Below are 16,034 nucleotides of genomic sequence, written 5' to 3'. Positions count from 1 at the left end.
GGTCGTCGCAGCTCTGGGAGGAGGTGAGCCGCGACGATATTCGGTGTCTTAGCGGACGGCGCGGCGGGCGAGCGTCGGGATGTCCGAGCGCGCGATGCCGAGGTCGGCGAGTTCGCGGTGCGAAAGGCGGCCCAGCTCGTTGACCGTCTCGCGGTAGCGGCGCCAATTGCTGAAGGACTGACGGAGGTTCATCGTGATCCCCACTTCGTAAGGTCTACTAATCGATTGAAGTGGCAGGAAGTGTCCGGCCCGCTTCGTTGATTGGAAGGTAGCCACTGGGAGCCATGTCCGGTAGGCGTCGTTCCGCAGACCAGCCATGCGGATTGTGCATCGCACAATAAATCACACGTTTACGGTTCGTTATCCGTTTTGGTGGTCGACTTGGCCAAGCGAAGCGGGAGCTCCGATCCCGGCTTCGGACATTGTCCGGACGCGCCGATGCGCATGCAGCGCGTCGCAAGATGCCCCTTTCGCCCTAAATGACGCTTTGTTATAGAGCGCGCGCGCCTCGCGACGCTCTGTGCCCGCGCGCGCGTCGCGGGTGTGGCGGAATTGGCAGACGCACTTGGTTTAGGTCCAAGCGCCGAGAGGCATGGGGGTTCAAGTCCCTCCACCCGCACCAAGGCCGCGGTTTCCGGGGTTTCATCAAGAACAAGGGCGTGCGCCGGCGAAGCGCACCCGACATAGGATCGAAGGACTGACGATGCAGGTTACGGAAATGAAGGCCGAGGGCCTGAAGCGCGAGATCCAGGTCGTCGTACCTGCGTCGGATCTCGAAGCCCGCCTTCAGACCCGTCTCTACCAGGCCAAGGACCAGGTGAAGCTCAAGGGCTTCCGTCCGGGCAAGGTGCCGATGGCGCACCTGCGCAAGATGTACGGCAAGTCCTTCATGGCCGAGATCGTGCAGGAGATCGTGAACGAGACGCCCCGCTCGGTGATCGCCGATCGCAAGGAGCGCTCGGCCATGCAGCCCGAGATCGCCATGACCGAGGATGCGGGCGAGGCGGACAAGGTGCTGAACGGCCAGTCCGACTTCAAGTTCACGCTGTCCTACGAGACGCTGCCGGAGTTCGAGCTGAAGGAGACCTCGGGCATCAAGATCGAGCGCCCGGTGGTCGAGATCGCCGACGAGGAGGTCGAGGAGCAGGTCAAGCGGATCGCCGACAGCGCCCGCACCTACGAGCCGAAGGACGGAGAGGCCGCCGACGGCGATCGCGTCACCATGGACTTCGTCGGCAAGATCGACGGCGAGGCCTTCGAGGGCGGATCGGCGACCGATTCCAACCTCGTTCTCGGCTCCAAGCAGTTCATCCCCGGCTTCGAGGACCAGCTGGTCGGCGCCAAGGCCGGCGAGGAGCGCAAGGTCAACGTGACCTTCCCCGAGGACTACGGCGCCGCGCATCTCGCCGGCAAGGAAGCCGTGTTCGACGTGACGGTGAAGGAAGTCGCCGCGCCGACGAGCCAGGAGCTCGACGACGAGGTCGCCAAGAAGCTGGGCCTGGAGTCGATCGAGCGCCTGCGCGAGATCGTGCGCGGCCAGATCGAGAGCCAGTACGGCCAGGCCACCCGCCAGAAGGTGAAGCGCCAGCTTCTCGACCAGCTTGACGAGTCCTACGACTTCGTCCTGCCGGAGCGCCTCGTCGAGGCCGAGTTCACCAACATCTGGAACCAGGTCGAGTCCGAGCTGCAGCGCTCGGGCAAGAGCTTCGAGGACGAGGGCACCACGGAGGAGAAGGCGCGCGAGGAGTATCGCCGCCTCGCCGAGCGCCGCGTCCGCCTCGGCCTCGTCCTGTCCGAGATCGGCGCCAAGAACAACGTCCAGGTGTCGGACGAGGAACTGCAGCGCGCGCTGTTCGAGCAGGTGCGCCGCTATCCCGGCCAGGAGCAGCAGGTCTACGACTATTTCCGGAAGTCGCCGGACGCCGTCGCCAGCCTGCGCGCCCCGATCTACGAGGAGAAGGTGGTCGATCACCTCCTTTCGACCGTCGACGTGACCGACAAGACGGTCACGAAGGAGGAGCTGATGAAGGAGGACGAGGACGAGCTGGAAAGCCGCCTCGCATCCTGACCTCTCGCTCCGCCCGCGACACGACAGGAAAGGCCGGCCTCGCGCCGGCCTTTTCCGTTGGTCCGGCCGCTGCGCGGTCGGCGGAACTGACCCTCGCCTTGCGCTCCGCTTAACCCCGCCGAAGCGCCCCGCTTGCCGAAGGGCACCGGCGAGCCTTATCTACGCGTCGGGTCCTGTCGGGCCCGTCTTCCTCGGGACCCGTTCGCGTGCCGCGCGACCAGGGCCCGTTCCACGACGACCTTTAAGAGATCCACGATGAAGCACCCCATCGAAACCGCGATGAACCTCGTCCCCATGGTGGTCGAGCAGACCAATCGCGGCGAGCGCGCGTACGACATCTTTTCGCGCCTCCTGAAGGAGCGGGTGATCTTCATCACCGGGCCGATCGAGGACTCGATGGCGACGCTCGTCTGCGCGCAGCTCCTGTTCCTCGAGGCGGAGAACCCGAAGAAGGAGATCGCCCTCTACATCAATTCGCCCGGCGGCGTCGTCACCAGCGGCATGGCGATCTACGACACGATGCAGTTCATCAAGCCGGCGGTGTCGACGCTGTGCATCGGGCAGGCGGCCTCGATGGGCTCGCTGCTGCTCTGCGCCGGCCACAAGGACATGCGCTTCGCCACGCCTAACGCGCGCATCATGGTCCACCAGCCCTCGGGCGGCTTCTCGGGCCAGGCCTCGGACATCGAGCGCCACGCCCAGGACATCATCAAGCTGAAGCGCCGCCTCAACGAGGTCTATGTCGAGCACACCGGTCAGGACTACGAGACCATTGAACGGACGCTCGACCGTGACCACTTCATGACGGCCGACGAGGCCCGCGAGTTCGGTCTCATCGACAAGGTCTACTCCTCGCGCGACGCGCTGGAGTCGCAGGTCCCCGGCACCAAGTGACGGTTCTGCGACGCCCGGCTCTCGCCGGGTGCCGGCCTTGAAGGCGCCATGCCGACGCCGTAGTTTCATCGGCGTCGGCCGAACGCGGTGTCAGCGCCGCGCCAGCTTGTTGGCGTTAAGGTTCGGCATGCAAGAGTGTCACATGTGCGGAGACGAATCGCCGACGCAGCGTTAGTTGTTTTGCGTCGCAAGAGGCTCGGCGTTACGGTGCCTCCAGGGCGCGATGGACGGCTTCCCGGGACGGGAAGGCCGGATCGGAAGGAAGAACGAATGAGCAAAGTCAGCGGCGGCGACAGCAAGAACACGCTCTATTGCTCTTTCTGCGGAAAGAGCCAGCACGAAGTCCGCAAGCTGATCGCCGGGCCGACCGTATTCATCTGCGATGAATGCGTCGAGCTCTGCATGGACATCATCCGCGAGGAAAACAAGTCCTCGATGGTGAAGTCCCGCGAGGGCGTGCCCACGCCCCAGGAGATCATCGCGGTCCTCGACGACTACGTGATCGGCCAGTCCTTCGCCAAGAAGGTCCTGTCGGTTGCGGTTCACAACCACTACAAGCGCCTCGCCCACGCGCAGAAGAACAACGACGTCGAGCTGGCGAAGTCGAACATCCTGCTGATCGGTCCGACCGGCTGCGGCAAGACGCTGCTCGCGCAGACGCTCGCCCGCATCCTCGACGTGCCGTTCACCATGGCGGACGCGACGACGCTGACCGAAGCCGGCTACGTCGGCGAGGACGTCGAGAACATCATCCTCAAGCTGCTCCAGTCGGCCGACTACAACGTCGAGCGGGCGCAGCGCGGCATCGTCTACATCGACGAGATCGACAAGATCAGCCGCAAGTCCGATAACCCGTCGATCACCCGCGACGTGTCGGGCGAGGGCGTGCAGCAGGCCCTCCTGAAGATCATGGAAGGCACCGTGGCTTCAGTTCCGCCGCAGGGCGGGCGCAAGCACCCGCAACAGGAGTTCCTGCAGGTGGACACGGCCAACATCCTGTTTATCTGCGGCGGCGCCTTCGCCGGGCTCGACAAGATCATCTCGGATCGCGGCCGCAAGACCTCGATCGGCTTCGCGGCCAACGTGCAGTCGCCCGAGGATCGCCGCACCGGCGACCTGTTCCGTCAGGTCGAGCCGGAGGATCTGCTGAAGTTCGGCCTGATCCCGGAATTCGTCGGCCGCCTGCCGGTTCTGGCGACGCTGGAGGATCTCGACGAGCAGGCTCTCGTGCAGATCCTGGTCGAGCCGAAGAACGCTCTGGTCAAGCAGTACCAGCGCCTGTTCGAGATGGAGAACGTCGAGCTGTCCTTCCACGAGGACGCGCTGAAGGCGATCGCCCGCAAGGCCATCGAGCGCAAGACCGGCGCGCGCGGCCTGCGGTCCATTATGGAGGCGATGCTGCTCGACACGATGTTCGACCTGCCGACGCTGGAAGGCGTCCAGGAGGTCGTCATCTCCGAGGACGTCATCGACGGCAAGGCCCGCCCGCTCTACATCTATTCGGAGCGGACCGAGGACAAGGCGAACGCCAGTGCCTGATCACGGCCGGTCCTCGACGGTTGTTTGAACCCGACCCGTTCCGGCACCCCGCCGGGACGGGTTTTTTCATGGTGCGGACAACCTGGAGCGATTGGTGAACAATCCGGTGGAGACCCGGCGACACGCTTGAATCGCAGGGCCTGCGGGACCAAATTGGAAGAGCCAAAGGCGGTGTTTCCGGGTGCTTCTTGCAAGGCCCGGTCTGACCGGCCTCCGACGGCCCTGAGGCCGTAGAAAGGACATCACATGCCCAATACGCCGACCCATCCCGACGAGGGCACGACGCTCTTCGCGGTGCTGCCTCTGCGCGATATCGTCGTCTTCCCGCACATGATCGTGCCGCTCTTCGTCGGCCGCGAGAAGTCGATCAAGGCGCTCGAGGAGGTCATGGGCGCCGACAAGCAGATCCTGCTGGCGACGCAGAAGAACGCCGGCGACGAGGATCCCGCGCCCGACGCGATCTATGATCTCGGCACGGTGGCCAACGTCCTGCAGCTGCTCAAGCTTCCCGACGGCACGGTGAAGGTGCTCGTGGAGGGCGTTTCCCGCGCCCGCGTCGAGGGTTTCACCGACCGCACCGAGTGGCACGAGGCGCGTGCCTCGATCGTCGAGGACGTGGAAGAGGACGAAGTCGAGATCGAGGCGCTCGCGCGCTCGGTGGTCTCGGAGTTCGAGAACTACGTCAAGCTGAACAAGAAGATCTCCCCCGACGTCGTCGGCGCCGCCGGCCAGATCGAGGACTACTCCAAGCTCGCGGACACGATCGCCTCGCACCTGGCGATCAAGATCCCCGAGAAGCAGGAAATGCTCGGCCTGATCTCCGTGCGCGAGCGCCTGGAGAAGGCCCTCGGCTTCATGGAGGCCGAGATCTCGGTCCTGCAGGTGGAGAAGCGCATCCGCTCGCGCGTCAAGCGCCAGATGGAGAAGACCCAGCGCGAGTACTACCTCAACGAGCAGATGAAGGCGATCCAGAAGGAGCTCGGCGACGGCGAGGAAGGCCGCGACGAGGTCGCCGAGATCGAGGAGCGCATCAAGAACACCAAGCTCTCCAAGGAAGCCCGTGAAAAGGCTCAGGGCGAGGTGAAGAAGCTGCGGACGATGTCGCCGATGTCGGCCGAGGCCACCGTCGTGCGCAACTACCTCGACTGGCTGCTCGGCCTGCCCTGGGGCGTGCGCTCGAAGGTGAAGATCGACCTGAAGAAGGCCGAGGAAATCCTTGATTCCGATCACTATGGCCTCGAAAAGGTCAAGGAGCGGATCGTCGAGTACCTCGCCGTCCAGAGCCGTCAGTCGAAGCTGAAGGGCCCGATCCTTTGCCTCGTCGGACCTCCGGGCGTCGGCAAGACCTCGCTCGCCAAGTCGATCGCCAAGGCCACCGGCCGCGAATACGTCCGCATGGCGCTCGGCGGCGTGCGCGACGAGGCCGAGATCCGCGGTCACCGCCGCACCTATATCGGCTCGATGCCCGGCAAGGTCATCCAGTCGATGAAGAAGGCGAAGAAGGCCAACCCGCTCTTCCTGCTCGACGAGATCGACAAGATGGGCATGGACTTCCGCGGCGACCCGTCCTCGGCGCTCCTCGAGGTGCTCGATCCGGAGCAGAACGCCACCTTCATGGACCACTACCTGGAGGTCGAGTACGACCTGTCGGGCGTGATGTTCGTGACGACGGCGAACACGCTGAACATCCCCGGGCCGCTCATGGACCGGATGGAGATCATCCGGATCGCGGGCTACACCGAGGACGAGAAGGTCGAGATCGCCAAGAAGCACCTGCTTCCGAAGGCCATCCGCGATCACGCCCTCAAGGCCGAGGAGTTCTCGGTCTCCGAGGACGCGCTGCGCGAGATCGCCCGTCGCTACACCCGCGAGGCCGGCGTGCGGTCCTACGAGCGCGAGCTGATGACGCTCGCCCGCAAGGCCGTGACGAAGATCCTCAAGGGCGAGGCGACCAAGGTCGACGTGACGGCGGAGAACATCTCCGACTACCTCGGCGTTCCGCGTTACCGCTACGGCGAGGCGGAGAACGTCGATCAGGTCGGCGTCGTGACGGGCCTGGCCTGGACCGAGGTCGGCGGCGAGCTCCTGACGATCGAAGGCGTCATGATGCCCGGCAAGGGCAAGATGACGGTGACGGGCAACCTCCGGGACGTCATGAAGGAGTCGATCTCGGCTGCCGCGTCCTACGTCCGCTCGCGGGCGCTCGACTACGGGGTGAAGCCGCCGATCTTCGAGAAGCGGGACATCCACGTCCACGTGCCCGAGGGCGCGACTCCGAAGGACGGCCCGTCCGCGGGCACCGCGATGGCCACCGCCATCGTGTCGGTCCTGACCGGCATTCCGGTCCGCCGCGACATCGCCATGACCGGCGAGATCACGCTGCGCGGCCGGGTCCTGCCGATCGGCGGCCTGAAGGAGAAGCTGCTCGCGGCCCTGCGCGGCGGGATCAAGACCGTTCTCATCCCCGAGGAGAACGCCAAGGATCTGGCGGATATCCCGGACAACGTGAAGAACGCGCTCGAGATCATCCCGGTGACCCGCATGGGAGAGGTGATCAAGCACGCGCTGACCCGCGAACCGGTGCCGGTCGAGTGGTCGGAGGAGGAGGAGCCGCTGCGCGGCACCGCCGCTTCCCAGCCCGAGGAAGGGCCTACCGCGATCGCGCATTGACGCCTCGTTCAGTATGACGATACGAAATGCCGCCTCCGGGCGGCATTTTTTGTAAAAATCGAGGAAAAGCCGGCGTCGCCCGGTTGCAATCGCGGGCGGGTCGGTAACTTTGTCTCATCGCGGCAAGTCGGACGAAGCGACTCGCATCTCAGGAGGACACTGATGAACAAGAATGAACTCGTCGCCGCCGTCGCGGAGAAGAGCAAGCTGTCCAAGCAGGACGCGACCACGGCGGTCGACTCGCTGTTCGACGTGCTCCAGGAAGCCATGGCGAAGGGCGACGACGTCCGCCTCGTCGGCTTCGGCACGTTCTCCGTTTCGCGGCGCGAGGCTTCGAAGGGCCGCAACCCTTCGACGGGTGCCGAGGTCGACATTCCCGCCCGCAACGTCGCGCGTTTCTCGCCCGGCAAGGGCCTGAAGGACGCGCTGAACAAGTAAGCGCTTCTCAGCCTCCAGAGGGCCGCTCCCGGCGAGCGGCCTCGTCATTCCGGCCGAACGCGACGAGCGTTCGGCTTTTTTCGTCTTGGACCCTTCCGGGTTCGCCCGGCGAACGCCGGGCGGATGTGCCGACGCCGTCCCGACGTGCGCGTTCCAACAATTTGAGCGGTTAAGGCTGGATCGCGAAGCTCCCGGCGTCGGCGGGACGGCCATGCTAGAGGTCGCGCTTCCTCATCGGCTGCACGCCCGGGAGTCGCGATGCTGCAACGATTCGAGCGCCGCTTCGTGATCAACCTTCCGCATCGTGTGGACCGCCGGCGGGACACCGAGGCGGAACTCGTGCGCGTCGGCTGCTCGGCGACGTTCGTGGCGGCCATCCGCCCCGCGGACGCCGGCGAGTTCGGATCCGTCGGCGAGCGCGGCGCCTATGAGAGCCATTTGCGCACCTGGAGGAGCGCGATCGGGGCCGGGAGCATCCTCGTCATGGAGGACGACGTCAGCTTCGCGCCCGACCTCCGTGACCGGGTCGCGCTGCTGGACGCGCTGCCAACGGCATGGGACGTCCTTTATCTCGGCCACGGCCAGCTTCCGGACGTGCCGCGCCATAGAGGCGGGCCGGGCCTCGGTCCGGTCGAGCCGGAAACGGAGTTCATCGGCCTCCACTGCTACGCGATCAACGGCCGCGCCCTGCCTCGGCTGGTCGCCGCCGCGGAGCGGTTCCTGACGCGCGAGCGCGGGCATCCGGACGGCGGGATCATGCCGATCGACGGAGCGCTCAACATCGCGCGGCGGCAGGAAGGCTTCGTCACCTTCGCGGCCGTGCCGCCGCTCGCCGAACAGCGCGCCTCGCGCACCGACATCGGAACGCTGAAATGGTTCGACCGCGTCCCGGCGCTGGAGGGTGCGGTGCGCCTCGCGCGCCGTGCCAAGAACGCGGCTCGCTTCGCCCGGCGCGCCGGGCCGGAGACGCCCTCGTGAGCGCGGCCGGAGCGCAGATCCTCGCGCCGCCGCACCTGCCCCGGGAGTTCGTCTCAATCCAGGCGCTGCGCTTCCTCGCGGCCTTCGTGGTCGTGGTCTACCACGCGGGCGTCGCCGGCGCCCATCATGGCTTCCTCGGCGCCGAATGGGAGAGCGTGCTCCGGCTCTCGGAAGTTGGAAAGGCCGGTGTCCACGTCTTCTTCGTGATCAGCGGCTTCATCATGGTCTACGCGACCGCCGGCCAGCGCCGCGACCTCGCGGGCGCCGCGACCTTCCTGCGGCGTCGCTTCCTGCGCATCTACCCCATCTACTGGCTCTATGCCGCGATCTACCTCGTCTTCCACGCGCTCGTCCTCCAGACGCACGCGCACGGCCTCGGTGACACCGCGCTTGCGCTGCTTCTGTGGCCGGGCTATTCGGAAGGGATCATCGGGCCGGGCTGGACGCTGTCCTACGAGGTCTATTTCTACGCGGCCTTCGCCCTCTGCTTCTGCCTGCCGCCCTTCGTCTCCCTGGCGACGCTGAGCGGCCTCCTCGTCGGGATGATCGGGCTCGGGATCGTGCTGGATCTGCCCGAGAGTCCCTGGGGCGTCCTGACCAATCCGCTTCTTCTGGAATTCCTCGCCGGGGCGTGGGCGGCGAAGCTGATCATGGCCCGGCAGCTGCCGGCGTGGACCGGCGACGCCGCCTTGCTGCTCGGCATCGGGGGCTTCGCGGCGGGACTGGCGGCCGGTCTGCCGGGCATGCCGACCGTCGTGCTCTGGGGTGTGCCGAGCCTGCTGCTCGTCGTCGGGCTGGTGGTGCGCGAAACGACGGGGCGACTGCCGCGATCGTTTCGGCGGCTGCGGCCGCTCGGCGACGGGTCCTATTCGGTTTACCTGCTGCACACGCTGGTCCTGGATCTCGTTCTCCTGGCGGCGGTCCTTCTCGGTGCGGGCGACACGAGCTTCGTGCCCGTGCTGGTCGCCGTCCTCGTGTCCTGCATTCTCGGTCAGGCGGCCTTCGCGACGATCGAGCGGCCCTTTCTCGAGGCCGTGCGCCGCCGGCGCGTTCGTGCGGCGCCGCCGGTGCCGGCGTGAGGTCGCAAGGCGATCCGCGGCGGCCGCGCGTCCTCGTCATTGCCGAGGCGGCCAATCCCGAATGGGTCAGCGTCCCGCTCGTCGGCTGGTCCTTGGCGGAGGCGTTGCGCGAGGTCGCCGACGTCCATCTCGTCACGCAGGTCCGCAACCGCGAGGCCATCCTGCGGGCCGGGCTCGTCGAAGGCCGCGATTTCACCGCCATCGATTCGGAAGCGATAGCGCGGCCGATCTGGGCAATCGGCGACGTGCTCCGGATGGGGCAGGGCAAGGGCTGGACCATGCTCTCCGCTCTGGCCGCGCTCAGCTATCCCTATTTCGAGCACCTCGTCTGGAAACGGTTCGGCCCGCAGATCGCGAGCGGCGCCTTCGATATCGTTCACCGGGTGACGCCGCTCAGCCCGACGACGCCGAGCCCGCTCTCGGCTCGCTGCCGCAAGGCCGGGGTGCCGTTCGTTCTCGGCCCCCTGAACGGCGGCGTTCCCTGGCCGAAGGGCTTCGACGCCGAACGACGGCGCGAGCGCGAATGGCTCTCCTATGTCCGCGGCGCCCACCGGCTGCTGCCGGGGCGGCGATCGACGCTGCGGGCCGACGCCCTCATCGTGGGCTCGCGCCACACCGCAGGCGAGATGCCGGCCGAGGTTCGGCCGCGCTGCGTCTATCTCCCGGAAAACGCGGTGGATCCGCGTCGCTTTGCGCGGGCGGCCGCTCCCAATCGCGCTGGTGAGCCGCTGCGCGCGTGCTTCATCGGGCGCTTCGTGCCCTACAAGGGACCGGACATGCTGCTGGAAGCGGCGGCGCCGCTGTTGCGGCAGGGCCGGGTGACGCTCGATCTCGTCGGCGACGGACCGCTGATGCCGGCGCTTCTGGCGCGGGTTCGGGAGGAGGGGCTCGGTGACGCCGTGCGCTTCCACGGCTGGCTGCCGCACGAGGCGGTGCAGGACGTCGCGGCCTCGACCTCGCTTCTCGCCTTTCCGTCCATTCGCGAGTTCGGCGGCGGCGTCGTCCTGGAGGCGATGGCGCTGGGGTTGGTGCCGCTGGTCGTCGACTATGCCGGACCGGGCGAGCTCGTGAGCGACGAGATCGGCTTCAAGGTGGCGCTCGGCAGCCGCGCTGAGATCGTCGCAGGCGTCCGCGCCTGTCTGGAGAAAATCGCGGTCGATCCGAGCGTTTTGGAGCCCATGTCACGCCGAGCCCGCGAGCACGTGGCGGCGCACTTCACCTGGTCCCGCAAGGCGGCGCAGATCGCCGACGTCTACGATTGGGTGCTCGGGCGCCGGTCGACCCGGCCCGACCTCGTCGCCGCGGCGGCGCCCGATCGGGAGCGCGCGGCATGAACCTGTCCGGCAAGTTCGTCCTGCGAGGAACGGCCTGGACGGTCGGCACCTACGGCATCTCGACGGCGCTGCGCTTCGGCTCGAACGTCGTCCTGTCGCGTCTCGTCGTGCCGGAAGTCTTCGGCATCATGCTCGTCATCAACACCCTGCGGGCCGGCATCGACCTCCTGTCCGACGTCGGCATCGGCCAGAACATCGTCCACAGCCCGAACGGCGACGATCGGCGGTTCCGGAACACCGCCTGGACCGTCCAGGTCCTGCGCGGCGCGCTCCTGTTCGCGGTCTTCGTCCTCGCGGCGCCGTTTCTCGGCAGCGTGTACGGCCTGCCGTCCGAGGCCATTCAGCTCTCGGCCTTCAGCCTCCTGATCCTCGGCTTCTGCTCGGTGTCGGTCCACCTCCTGCAGCGGCGCCTGCGCATCGTCACGTCGAACCTCTTCGATCTGGCGATGGACGTCGTCGGCATCGCGCTGACGATCGGGCTGGCCTACTGGTGGCCGAGCTTCTGGTCGCTGATCATCGCCGGCCTGGTCGCGAGCACCATCCGCGCGGCGGCGACATACCTCCTGCCGGAGGCGCCGGTCCGGCTCGACTGGAAAGCGGAGGACGCGCGCCAGATCCTGTCCTTCGGCAAGTGGATCTATCTCGCCTCGATGCTGGCCTTCCTGTGCGCCAGCATCGACAAGCTCTACCTCGGCTCGATCGTGCCCCTGGCCGTGCTCGGCATCTACGGCATCGCCCGCAACATCGCGGACCTGCCCGTCGCGCTGGCGGGGCGCATCGGCTACTCGATCGTCTTCCCGCTGATCGCGGCGGAGCGGGACCTGCCGCGCGAGATCATGCGCGGACACCTCGCGCCGATCCGGCTGAAGCTCCTTCTCGCCTGCGCCCTGTGCATCGGCCTCGCCGCGGGCTTCGCCGACTACGCGGTGCGCCTCGTCTACGATTCGCGCTATCACGACGCGGCCTGGATGCTGCCCATCCTGCTCCTGGGCGCCTGGGGATCGGTCATGTGCAGCGTCAACGAGTACCTGCTGCTCGGGCTCGGCAAGCCGCTCTACGGCGCGGCGGCCAACGTTGCGAAGCTCGCCTATCTCGGCCTCGGCATGGCCGTGGCCTGGAGCGTCCTCGGCCTCGTCGGCGCGGTCGCGGTGATCGCGCTGGCGGATGTCAGCCGCTATCTCATCATCGCCTTCGGGCAGGGCCGCGAGCGGGTGGTGTTCCTGCGGCAGGACATGATCGCGACGGTGCTGCTCGTCGCCGTGATCGCGGCGATCTCGCTCGCCCGGATCGAGGCGGGCTTCGGCACGACCTTCGACGGGCTCCCGCTGTGAGCATCGACGCGGTCGGCATCGTGGCGATCGGCCGGAACGAGGGCGAGCGGCTCGTCGCCTGCATGGAGTCGCTCGGGCCCCTCGCAGCGGCCGCGGTCTACGTCGATTCCGGATCGAGCGACGGCAGCGTGGATGCGGCGCGGGCACGGGGGCTGACCGTCGTCGAACTCGACCTCGGCACGCCCTTCACGGCGGCCCGCGCCCGCAACGCCGGCTTCGAGACGCTCCGCGCGGCTCGGCCGCACATCCGCTTCGTGCAGTTCGTCGACGGCGACTGCCGCATCGTGCCGGGCTGGATCGAGGCGGCCGCGGCCTTCCTGGCGCGGCACGAGGACGTCGCGGCGGTCGCCGGCCGGCGGCGCGAGGTGCTTCCCGACGCGTCTCCCTACAACGCGCTCTGCGACGAGGAATGGAACACGCCGGTCGGCGACGCGCTGGCGGTCGGCGGCGACTGCATGATGCGGGCCGAGGCGTTCCGCTCGGTCGGCGGCTACGCGCCGGATCTCATCGCCGGGGAAGAGCCCGAACTCTGCGCGCGCCTGCGCGCGAAGGGCTGGCGGATCCGGCGGCTCGACGCGGAAATGACACTGCACGACGCGGCGATGACGCGCTTCGCGCAGTGGTGGCGCCGGACCAAGCGGGGCGGCCACGCCTATGCCGAGGTCGCGGCGCGGCACGCGGGCTCGCCCGTCGCGATCTGGCGGCGCGAGGAGCGCCGCGCGCTCGTCTGGGGCGCGGGACTGCCGGTGGTGGCCCTGGCGGGAAGCGTCCTCGCCCACCCGGCATTCGCGATCGTGCTCGCCGCCTATCCGCTCCAGGTGGCGCGCTTGTGGCGCCGCGGCTCCGGCAGCGCGCGGGCGCGCCTGCGGCGCGCGGTGTTCTTCACGCTGGCCAAGTTTCCGGAGGCCCAGGGGGCGTTGCGCTACCGTGCCGGCCGCCTCGTGCGGCGCCGGGTGGGGCTGATCGAGTACAAGTAGGCTCCGGCTTCTTCGGCGGTCAGGACGCGCGGACTGCTCGCCGGGCGAGCTCCGAGGCGGTCTCGGCCCGGTGCGCGAGACCGTCGACGAACAGGCGCGACAGCGCTTCGGCCTGGCGGCGGCGGTCGTGGCAGAGCTCCACCCGGCGGCGACCCTCCCGGCCCATCCGTTGCAGGTCCGACGGGTCGGCCTCCAGCACCGCCGCCATGGCCGCCGTCAAAGCGGACACGTCGCCGGGTCTCACCAGCCATCCGCATTCCTCGTCCACCAGTTCGGGAATGCCGGCGATCGTCGTCGACAGGACGGGCCGGCCGAGGGCGAAGGCCTCCATGATCACGATCGGCAGGCCTTCCGCGTAGCTCGGCAGGAGCAGGGCGCGCGCCTCCCGCAGGAAGCCGCGCACGTCCTCGTTGGTCGCCCAGCCGTGCAGGACGACCTCGTTGGTCACGCCGTGGCGGGCGATCTCCGCCTCGATGGCCGGGCGGCTCTCGCCGTCGCCAACGAGGACGACCTTGAGGCAGGGGAACCGGCCCTTGAGCGCAGCCACGGCGGCCGGGATGTGCACCTGGCCCTTGGCGGGACACAGCCGCCCGACGCAGACCAGCGTTCGATTGTCCGCGTCAACCGGCGGGGCGGGCGCGAAGCGGGGAAGATCGAGCCCGCAACGCACGACCGTGACGCGCGCACCATCGTCGGGGGAGGCCAGGCGGACGAGGAGGCCGCGCGCGTAGTCGGTGATCGCGACGACGAAGGCAGCCCGACCGATCTTGTCGCCGAAACCCTGGGCCGCCGGTTCGGCGAACTCGTCGGGCCCGTGGGCAGTGAAGCTGTAGGTCGGACCGCCGAGGGCGCGGCAGAGCATGACGACGGCCGCGGGATTGTTGCTGTAATGCGCGTGGATGTGGGCGACGCTGCGTCGCGTGGCCTCCTGGCGCAGGCGAGCGCCCTGGAGAAGGTAGGCGCCGTGTCGCGCGACCCCGCCGCGCGCCTGAAGAAGCAGCCGCCCGGCCGCCACGGTCGCGCGGGCGATACCCAGCGGATTGGTGACGATCTCGCGCAGGCCCGCCTTCAGGAGGCCGGCGACGTCTCCCTGAAAGAGGTAGGTCGTGCGGCCCGCCTCGCGCTGATCGGCTCCATCCACCAGCGATCCCGCGAAGCGCCGCGCGGCGAAGCGCTCGACGACGTGGCCGCGCTCCTCGAGCGCTTCGATCTCGTTGCGGATGAAGGTGCCGCTCGGCGCGGGGTAGGTGTTGAGGAAATAACCGATCCGGCGGCGATCCGCCGGCACGTCGTTGCCGCCGGGCGTCATGGGTTCGTCGCCCCGATCGGGCGCGACCCGACGATGGCTGGTGCCGCGCGCGCATCGATGGTGGCGCGCGCCTTCAGCGACAGGCCGAACACCATGCCCATGGTCATGAACAGGACGTAGAGCACCTCGCGCGAGTAGATGATCCATTCGAAGAGTGAGTGGACGTAGACGATCAGGAGGGCGACGCCGAGCCCGAGAAGAAGGTGTCCGCCGAGCGTTCCCCGCGCGCGCCAGCCGTTCCAGAACGCCACGGCGAGCGGCGTCGCCAGCATCAGGAGATAGGTCGCGAGGCCGGGCCAGCCGGTTTCCGCCGCGGTCAGGAGATAGGCGTTGTGGACGAGGCTGTTGCGGTTGCCCTCGCTGCGCGCGACGCCGGCCCGCTCCGAATAGCCGCCGTCGCGCGCGACGGGAACGTAATGGTTGGTGCCGACGCCCAGCGGGTGGTCGGCGAAGATGGCGCTCGCGGCGCGGTCGAACGCGGCCCGCTCGTCGTAGACGTCCTCGCGGATCGGATTGTGAGCGATGCGGTTCTGGATGGTCGAGGCCACCAGCGGCGCGATCGCCGCCAGGGCAAGGCAGGCGGCGAGCGCCACGTAGACCTTGCGCTGCGTCAGGCGCGCGAGCGCCAGCACGCCGTATGTGGTCGCCATGCCGAGGAAGCTGAGGCCGATGGTGGCGCGCGAGGCGGTGAGAACCACGACGATCATGGTCACGCCCATGATCGCGAGGTTGCGCAGGGTGCCGCTGTGGCGGGTATGGCCGTAGAGCAGCATGGCGAGGTGCGGCAGGAGCACCATGTGGGTGATGATGCCCAGCGTGTTCTGATGCACGAAGAGGCCTGGCGTCTGCGGGTAGCCGAGCAGGAACCGCTGTTCGAGCACCGCGACGAACTGGACGCCCATGCCGAGGCCGAGGCCGAGAAGGATGTTGGAGGCGATGTCGGGGTCGCTGCGGCAGGCGCGGGCGACGACCGTCATCACGAGGATCATGCGGGCGTATTGCCAGACGCCGAAGGAGGCGGCGAGGGGGTTGGCGGCCTGCAGCATCGACAGCAACAGCGCGCCGACGAAGAGGAGCAGCGGCACCTTGAAGGCCCAGGGCACACCTTCGCCCGGAACGGCGAGCAGGGCCGCCAGGATCATGATGTCGAGTAGGGTGACTTCGAGGCTGTAGACGTAGCCGACCCAACTGTCCGCCAGCGTGACGACGCCGATATCGGCGACCGGAAGGGCCGGGGCGAGAAGCGGCATCGCGCCGACGAGAATCCAGAAGGCGCGGTAGATCTGCGCGTTGCTGTGCAGGATCACGCCGAGCGGGATGGCCGCGGACAGGGCGACGAGGAGGGCGACGAACTTCAAGCCGCGACGCCCCGCGCGGGACCGGTCCGGAGGCCGGCCTCATCGCTTCGGCGCAGGCG

The 16,034-nt window shown here is 68.1% G+C and carries 13 protein-coding genes and 1 tRNA gene; 11 read left to right on the top strand and 3 right to left on the bottom strand.

The window, feature by feature from the left end:
* Window positions 1-48 precede the first annotated feature (48 nt).
* Window positions 49-192 (bottom strand): DUF1127 domain-containing protein, encoded by a 144-nt coding sequence (locus tag FZN60_RS22620; RefSeq protein ID WP_158875789.1) that lies wholly within the window; start codon window positions 190-192, stop codon window positions 49-51.
* Between the two features lie 345 nt (window positions 193-537).
* Here FZN60_RS22620 and FZN60_RS22615 point away from each other — a divergent pair.
* The 11 genes from FZN60_RS22615 (at window position 538) to FZN60_RS22565 (ending at window position 13,308) form a co-directional block, all read left to right on the top strand.
* A tRNA-Leu gene (locus FZN60_RS22615) sits at window positions 538-622 on the top strand.
* Window positions 623-703: 81 nt separating this feature from the next.
* Window positions 704-2,068: a trigger factor gene (gene tig, locus FZN60_RS22610; protein ID WP_158875788.1), complete on the top strand. Its 1,365-nt coding sequence runs from the start codon at window positions 704-706 to the stop codon at window positions 2,066-2,068.
* A gap of 255 nt (window positions 2,069-2,323) precedes the next feature.
* Window positions 2,324-2,962 (top strand): ATP-dependent Clp protease proteolytic subunit, encoded by a 639-nt coding sequence (locus FZN60_RS22605; RefSeq protein WP_158875787.1) that lies wholly within the window; start codon window positions 2,324-2,326, stop codon window positions 2,960-2,962.
* A 270-nt stretch (window positions 2,963-3,232) separates the two neighbouring features.
* Entirely contained in the window at window positions 3,233-4,501 is a 1,269-nt protein-coding gene (gene clpX / locus FZN60_RS22600) for an ATP-dependent Clp protease ATP-binding subunit ClpX (RefSeq protein ID WP_158875786.1), read from the top strand.
* A 246-nt stretch (window positions 4,502-4,747) separates the two neighbouring features.
* A complete protein-coding gene (gene lon / locus FZN60_RS22595) occupies window positions 4,748-7,171 on the top strand; it encodes an endopeptidase La (protein ID WP_158875785.1) in 2,424 nt (807 codons plus the stop codon).
* Window positions 7,172-7,333: 162 nt separating this feature from the next.
* A complete protein-coding gene (locus tag FZN60_RS22590) occupies window positions 7,334-7,609 on the top strand; it encodes an HU family DNA-binding protein (RefSeq protein ID WP_158875784.1) in 276 nt (91 codons plus the stop codon).
* 258 nt (window positions 7,610-7,867) lie between these two features.
* Complete coding sequence (locus FZN60_RS22585; protein ID WP_158875783.1) at window positions 7,868-8,587, top strand: glycosyltransferase family 25 protein; 720 nt, start codon at window positions 7,868-7,870, stop codon at window positions 8,585-8,587.
* Window positions 8,584-9,666 carry an acyltransferase family protein gene (locus FZN60_RS22580; protein WP_158875782.1) on the top strand — a complete coding sequence of 361 codons (1,083 nt, stop codon included), beginning with the start codon at window positions 8,584-8,586 and terminating at the stop codon, window positions 9,664-9,666. Before FZN60_RS22585 ends, FZN60_RS22580 begins: the two co-directional genes overlap by 4 nt.
* Complete coding sequence (locus tag FZN60_RS22575; protein ID WP_158875781.1) at window positions 9,663-11,000, top strand: glycosyltransferase family 4 protein; 1,338 nt, start codon at window positions 9,663-9,665, stop codon at window positions 10,998-11,000. The genes FZN60_RS22580 and FZN60_RS22575 overlap by 4 nt, the downstream gene beginning before the upstream one ends.
* Window positions 10,997-12,331: an oligosaccharide flippase family protein gene (locus tag FZN60_RS22570; RefSeq protein WP_158875780.1), complete on the top strand. Its 1,335-nt coding sequence runs from the start codon at window positions 10,997-10,999 to the stop codon at window positions 12,329-12,331. The genes FZN60_RS22575 and FZN60_RS22570 overlap by 4 nt, the downstream gene beginning before the upstream one ends.
* Entirely contained in the window at window positions 12,328-13,308 is a 981-nt protein-coding gene (locus FZN60_RS22565) for a glycosyltransferase family 2 protein (protein WP_246727075.1), read from the top strand. The genes FZN60_RS22570 and FZN60_RS22565 overlap by 4 nt, the downstream gene beginning before the upstream one ends.
* Window positions 13,309-13,327: 19 nt before the next feature.
* Here FZN60_RS22565 and FZN60_RS22560 read toward each other — a convergent pair whose 3' ends face one another.
* Both FZN60_RS22560 and FZN60_RS22555 read right to left on the bottom strand, forming a co-directional pair.
* On the bottom strand, window positions 13,328-14,617 hold the full coding sequence (locus tag FZN60_RS22560; RefSeq protein WP_158875779.1) for a glycosyltransferase family 4 protein: 1,290 nt from the start codon (window positions 14,615-14,617) through the stop codon (window positions 13,328-13,330).
* Window positions 14,614-15,975 (bottom strand): O-antigen ligase family protein, encoded by a 1,362-nt coding sequence (locus tag FZN60_RS22555; protein ID WP_158875778.1) that lies wholly within the window; start codon window positions 15,973-15,975, stop codon window positions 14,614-14,616. Before FZN60_RS22555 ends, FZN60_RS22560 begins: the two co-directional genes overlap by 4 nt.
* Window positions 15,976-16,034: the final 59 nt, after the last annotated feature.

Source organism: Antarcticirhabdus aurantiaca (assembly GCF_009765365.1).
In the GTDB taxonomy this organism is placed as follows: Bacteria; Pseudomonadota; Alphaproteobacteria; order Rhizobiales; family Rhizobiaceae; genus Antarcticirhabdus; species Antarcticirhabdus aurantiaca.
Note: the sequence above shows the minus strand (reverse complement) of the source record. Positions and strands in the feature narration are given on the sequence as shown.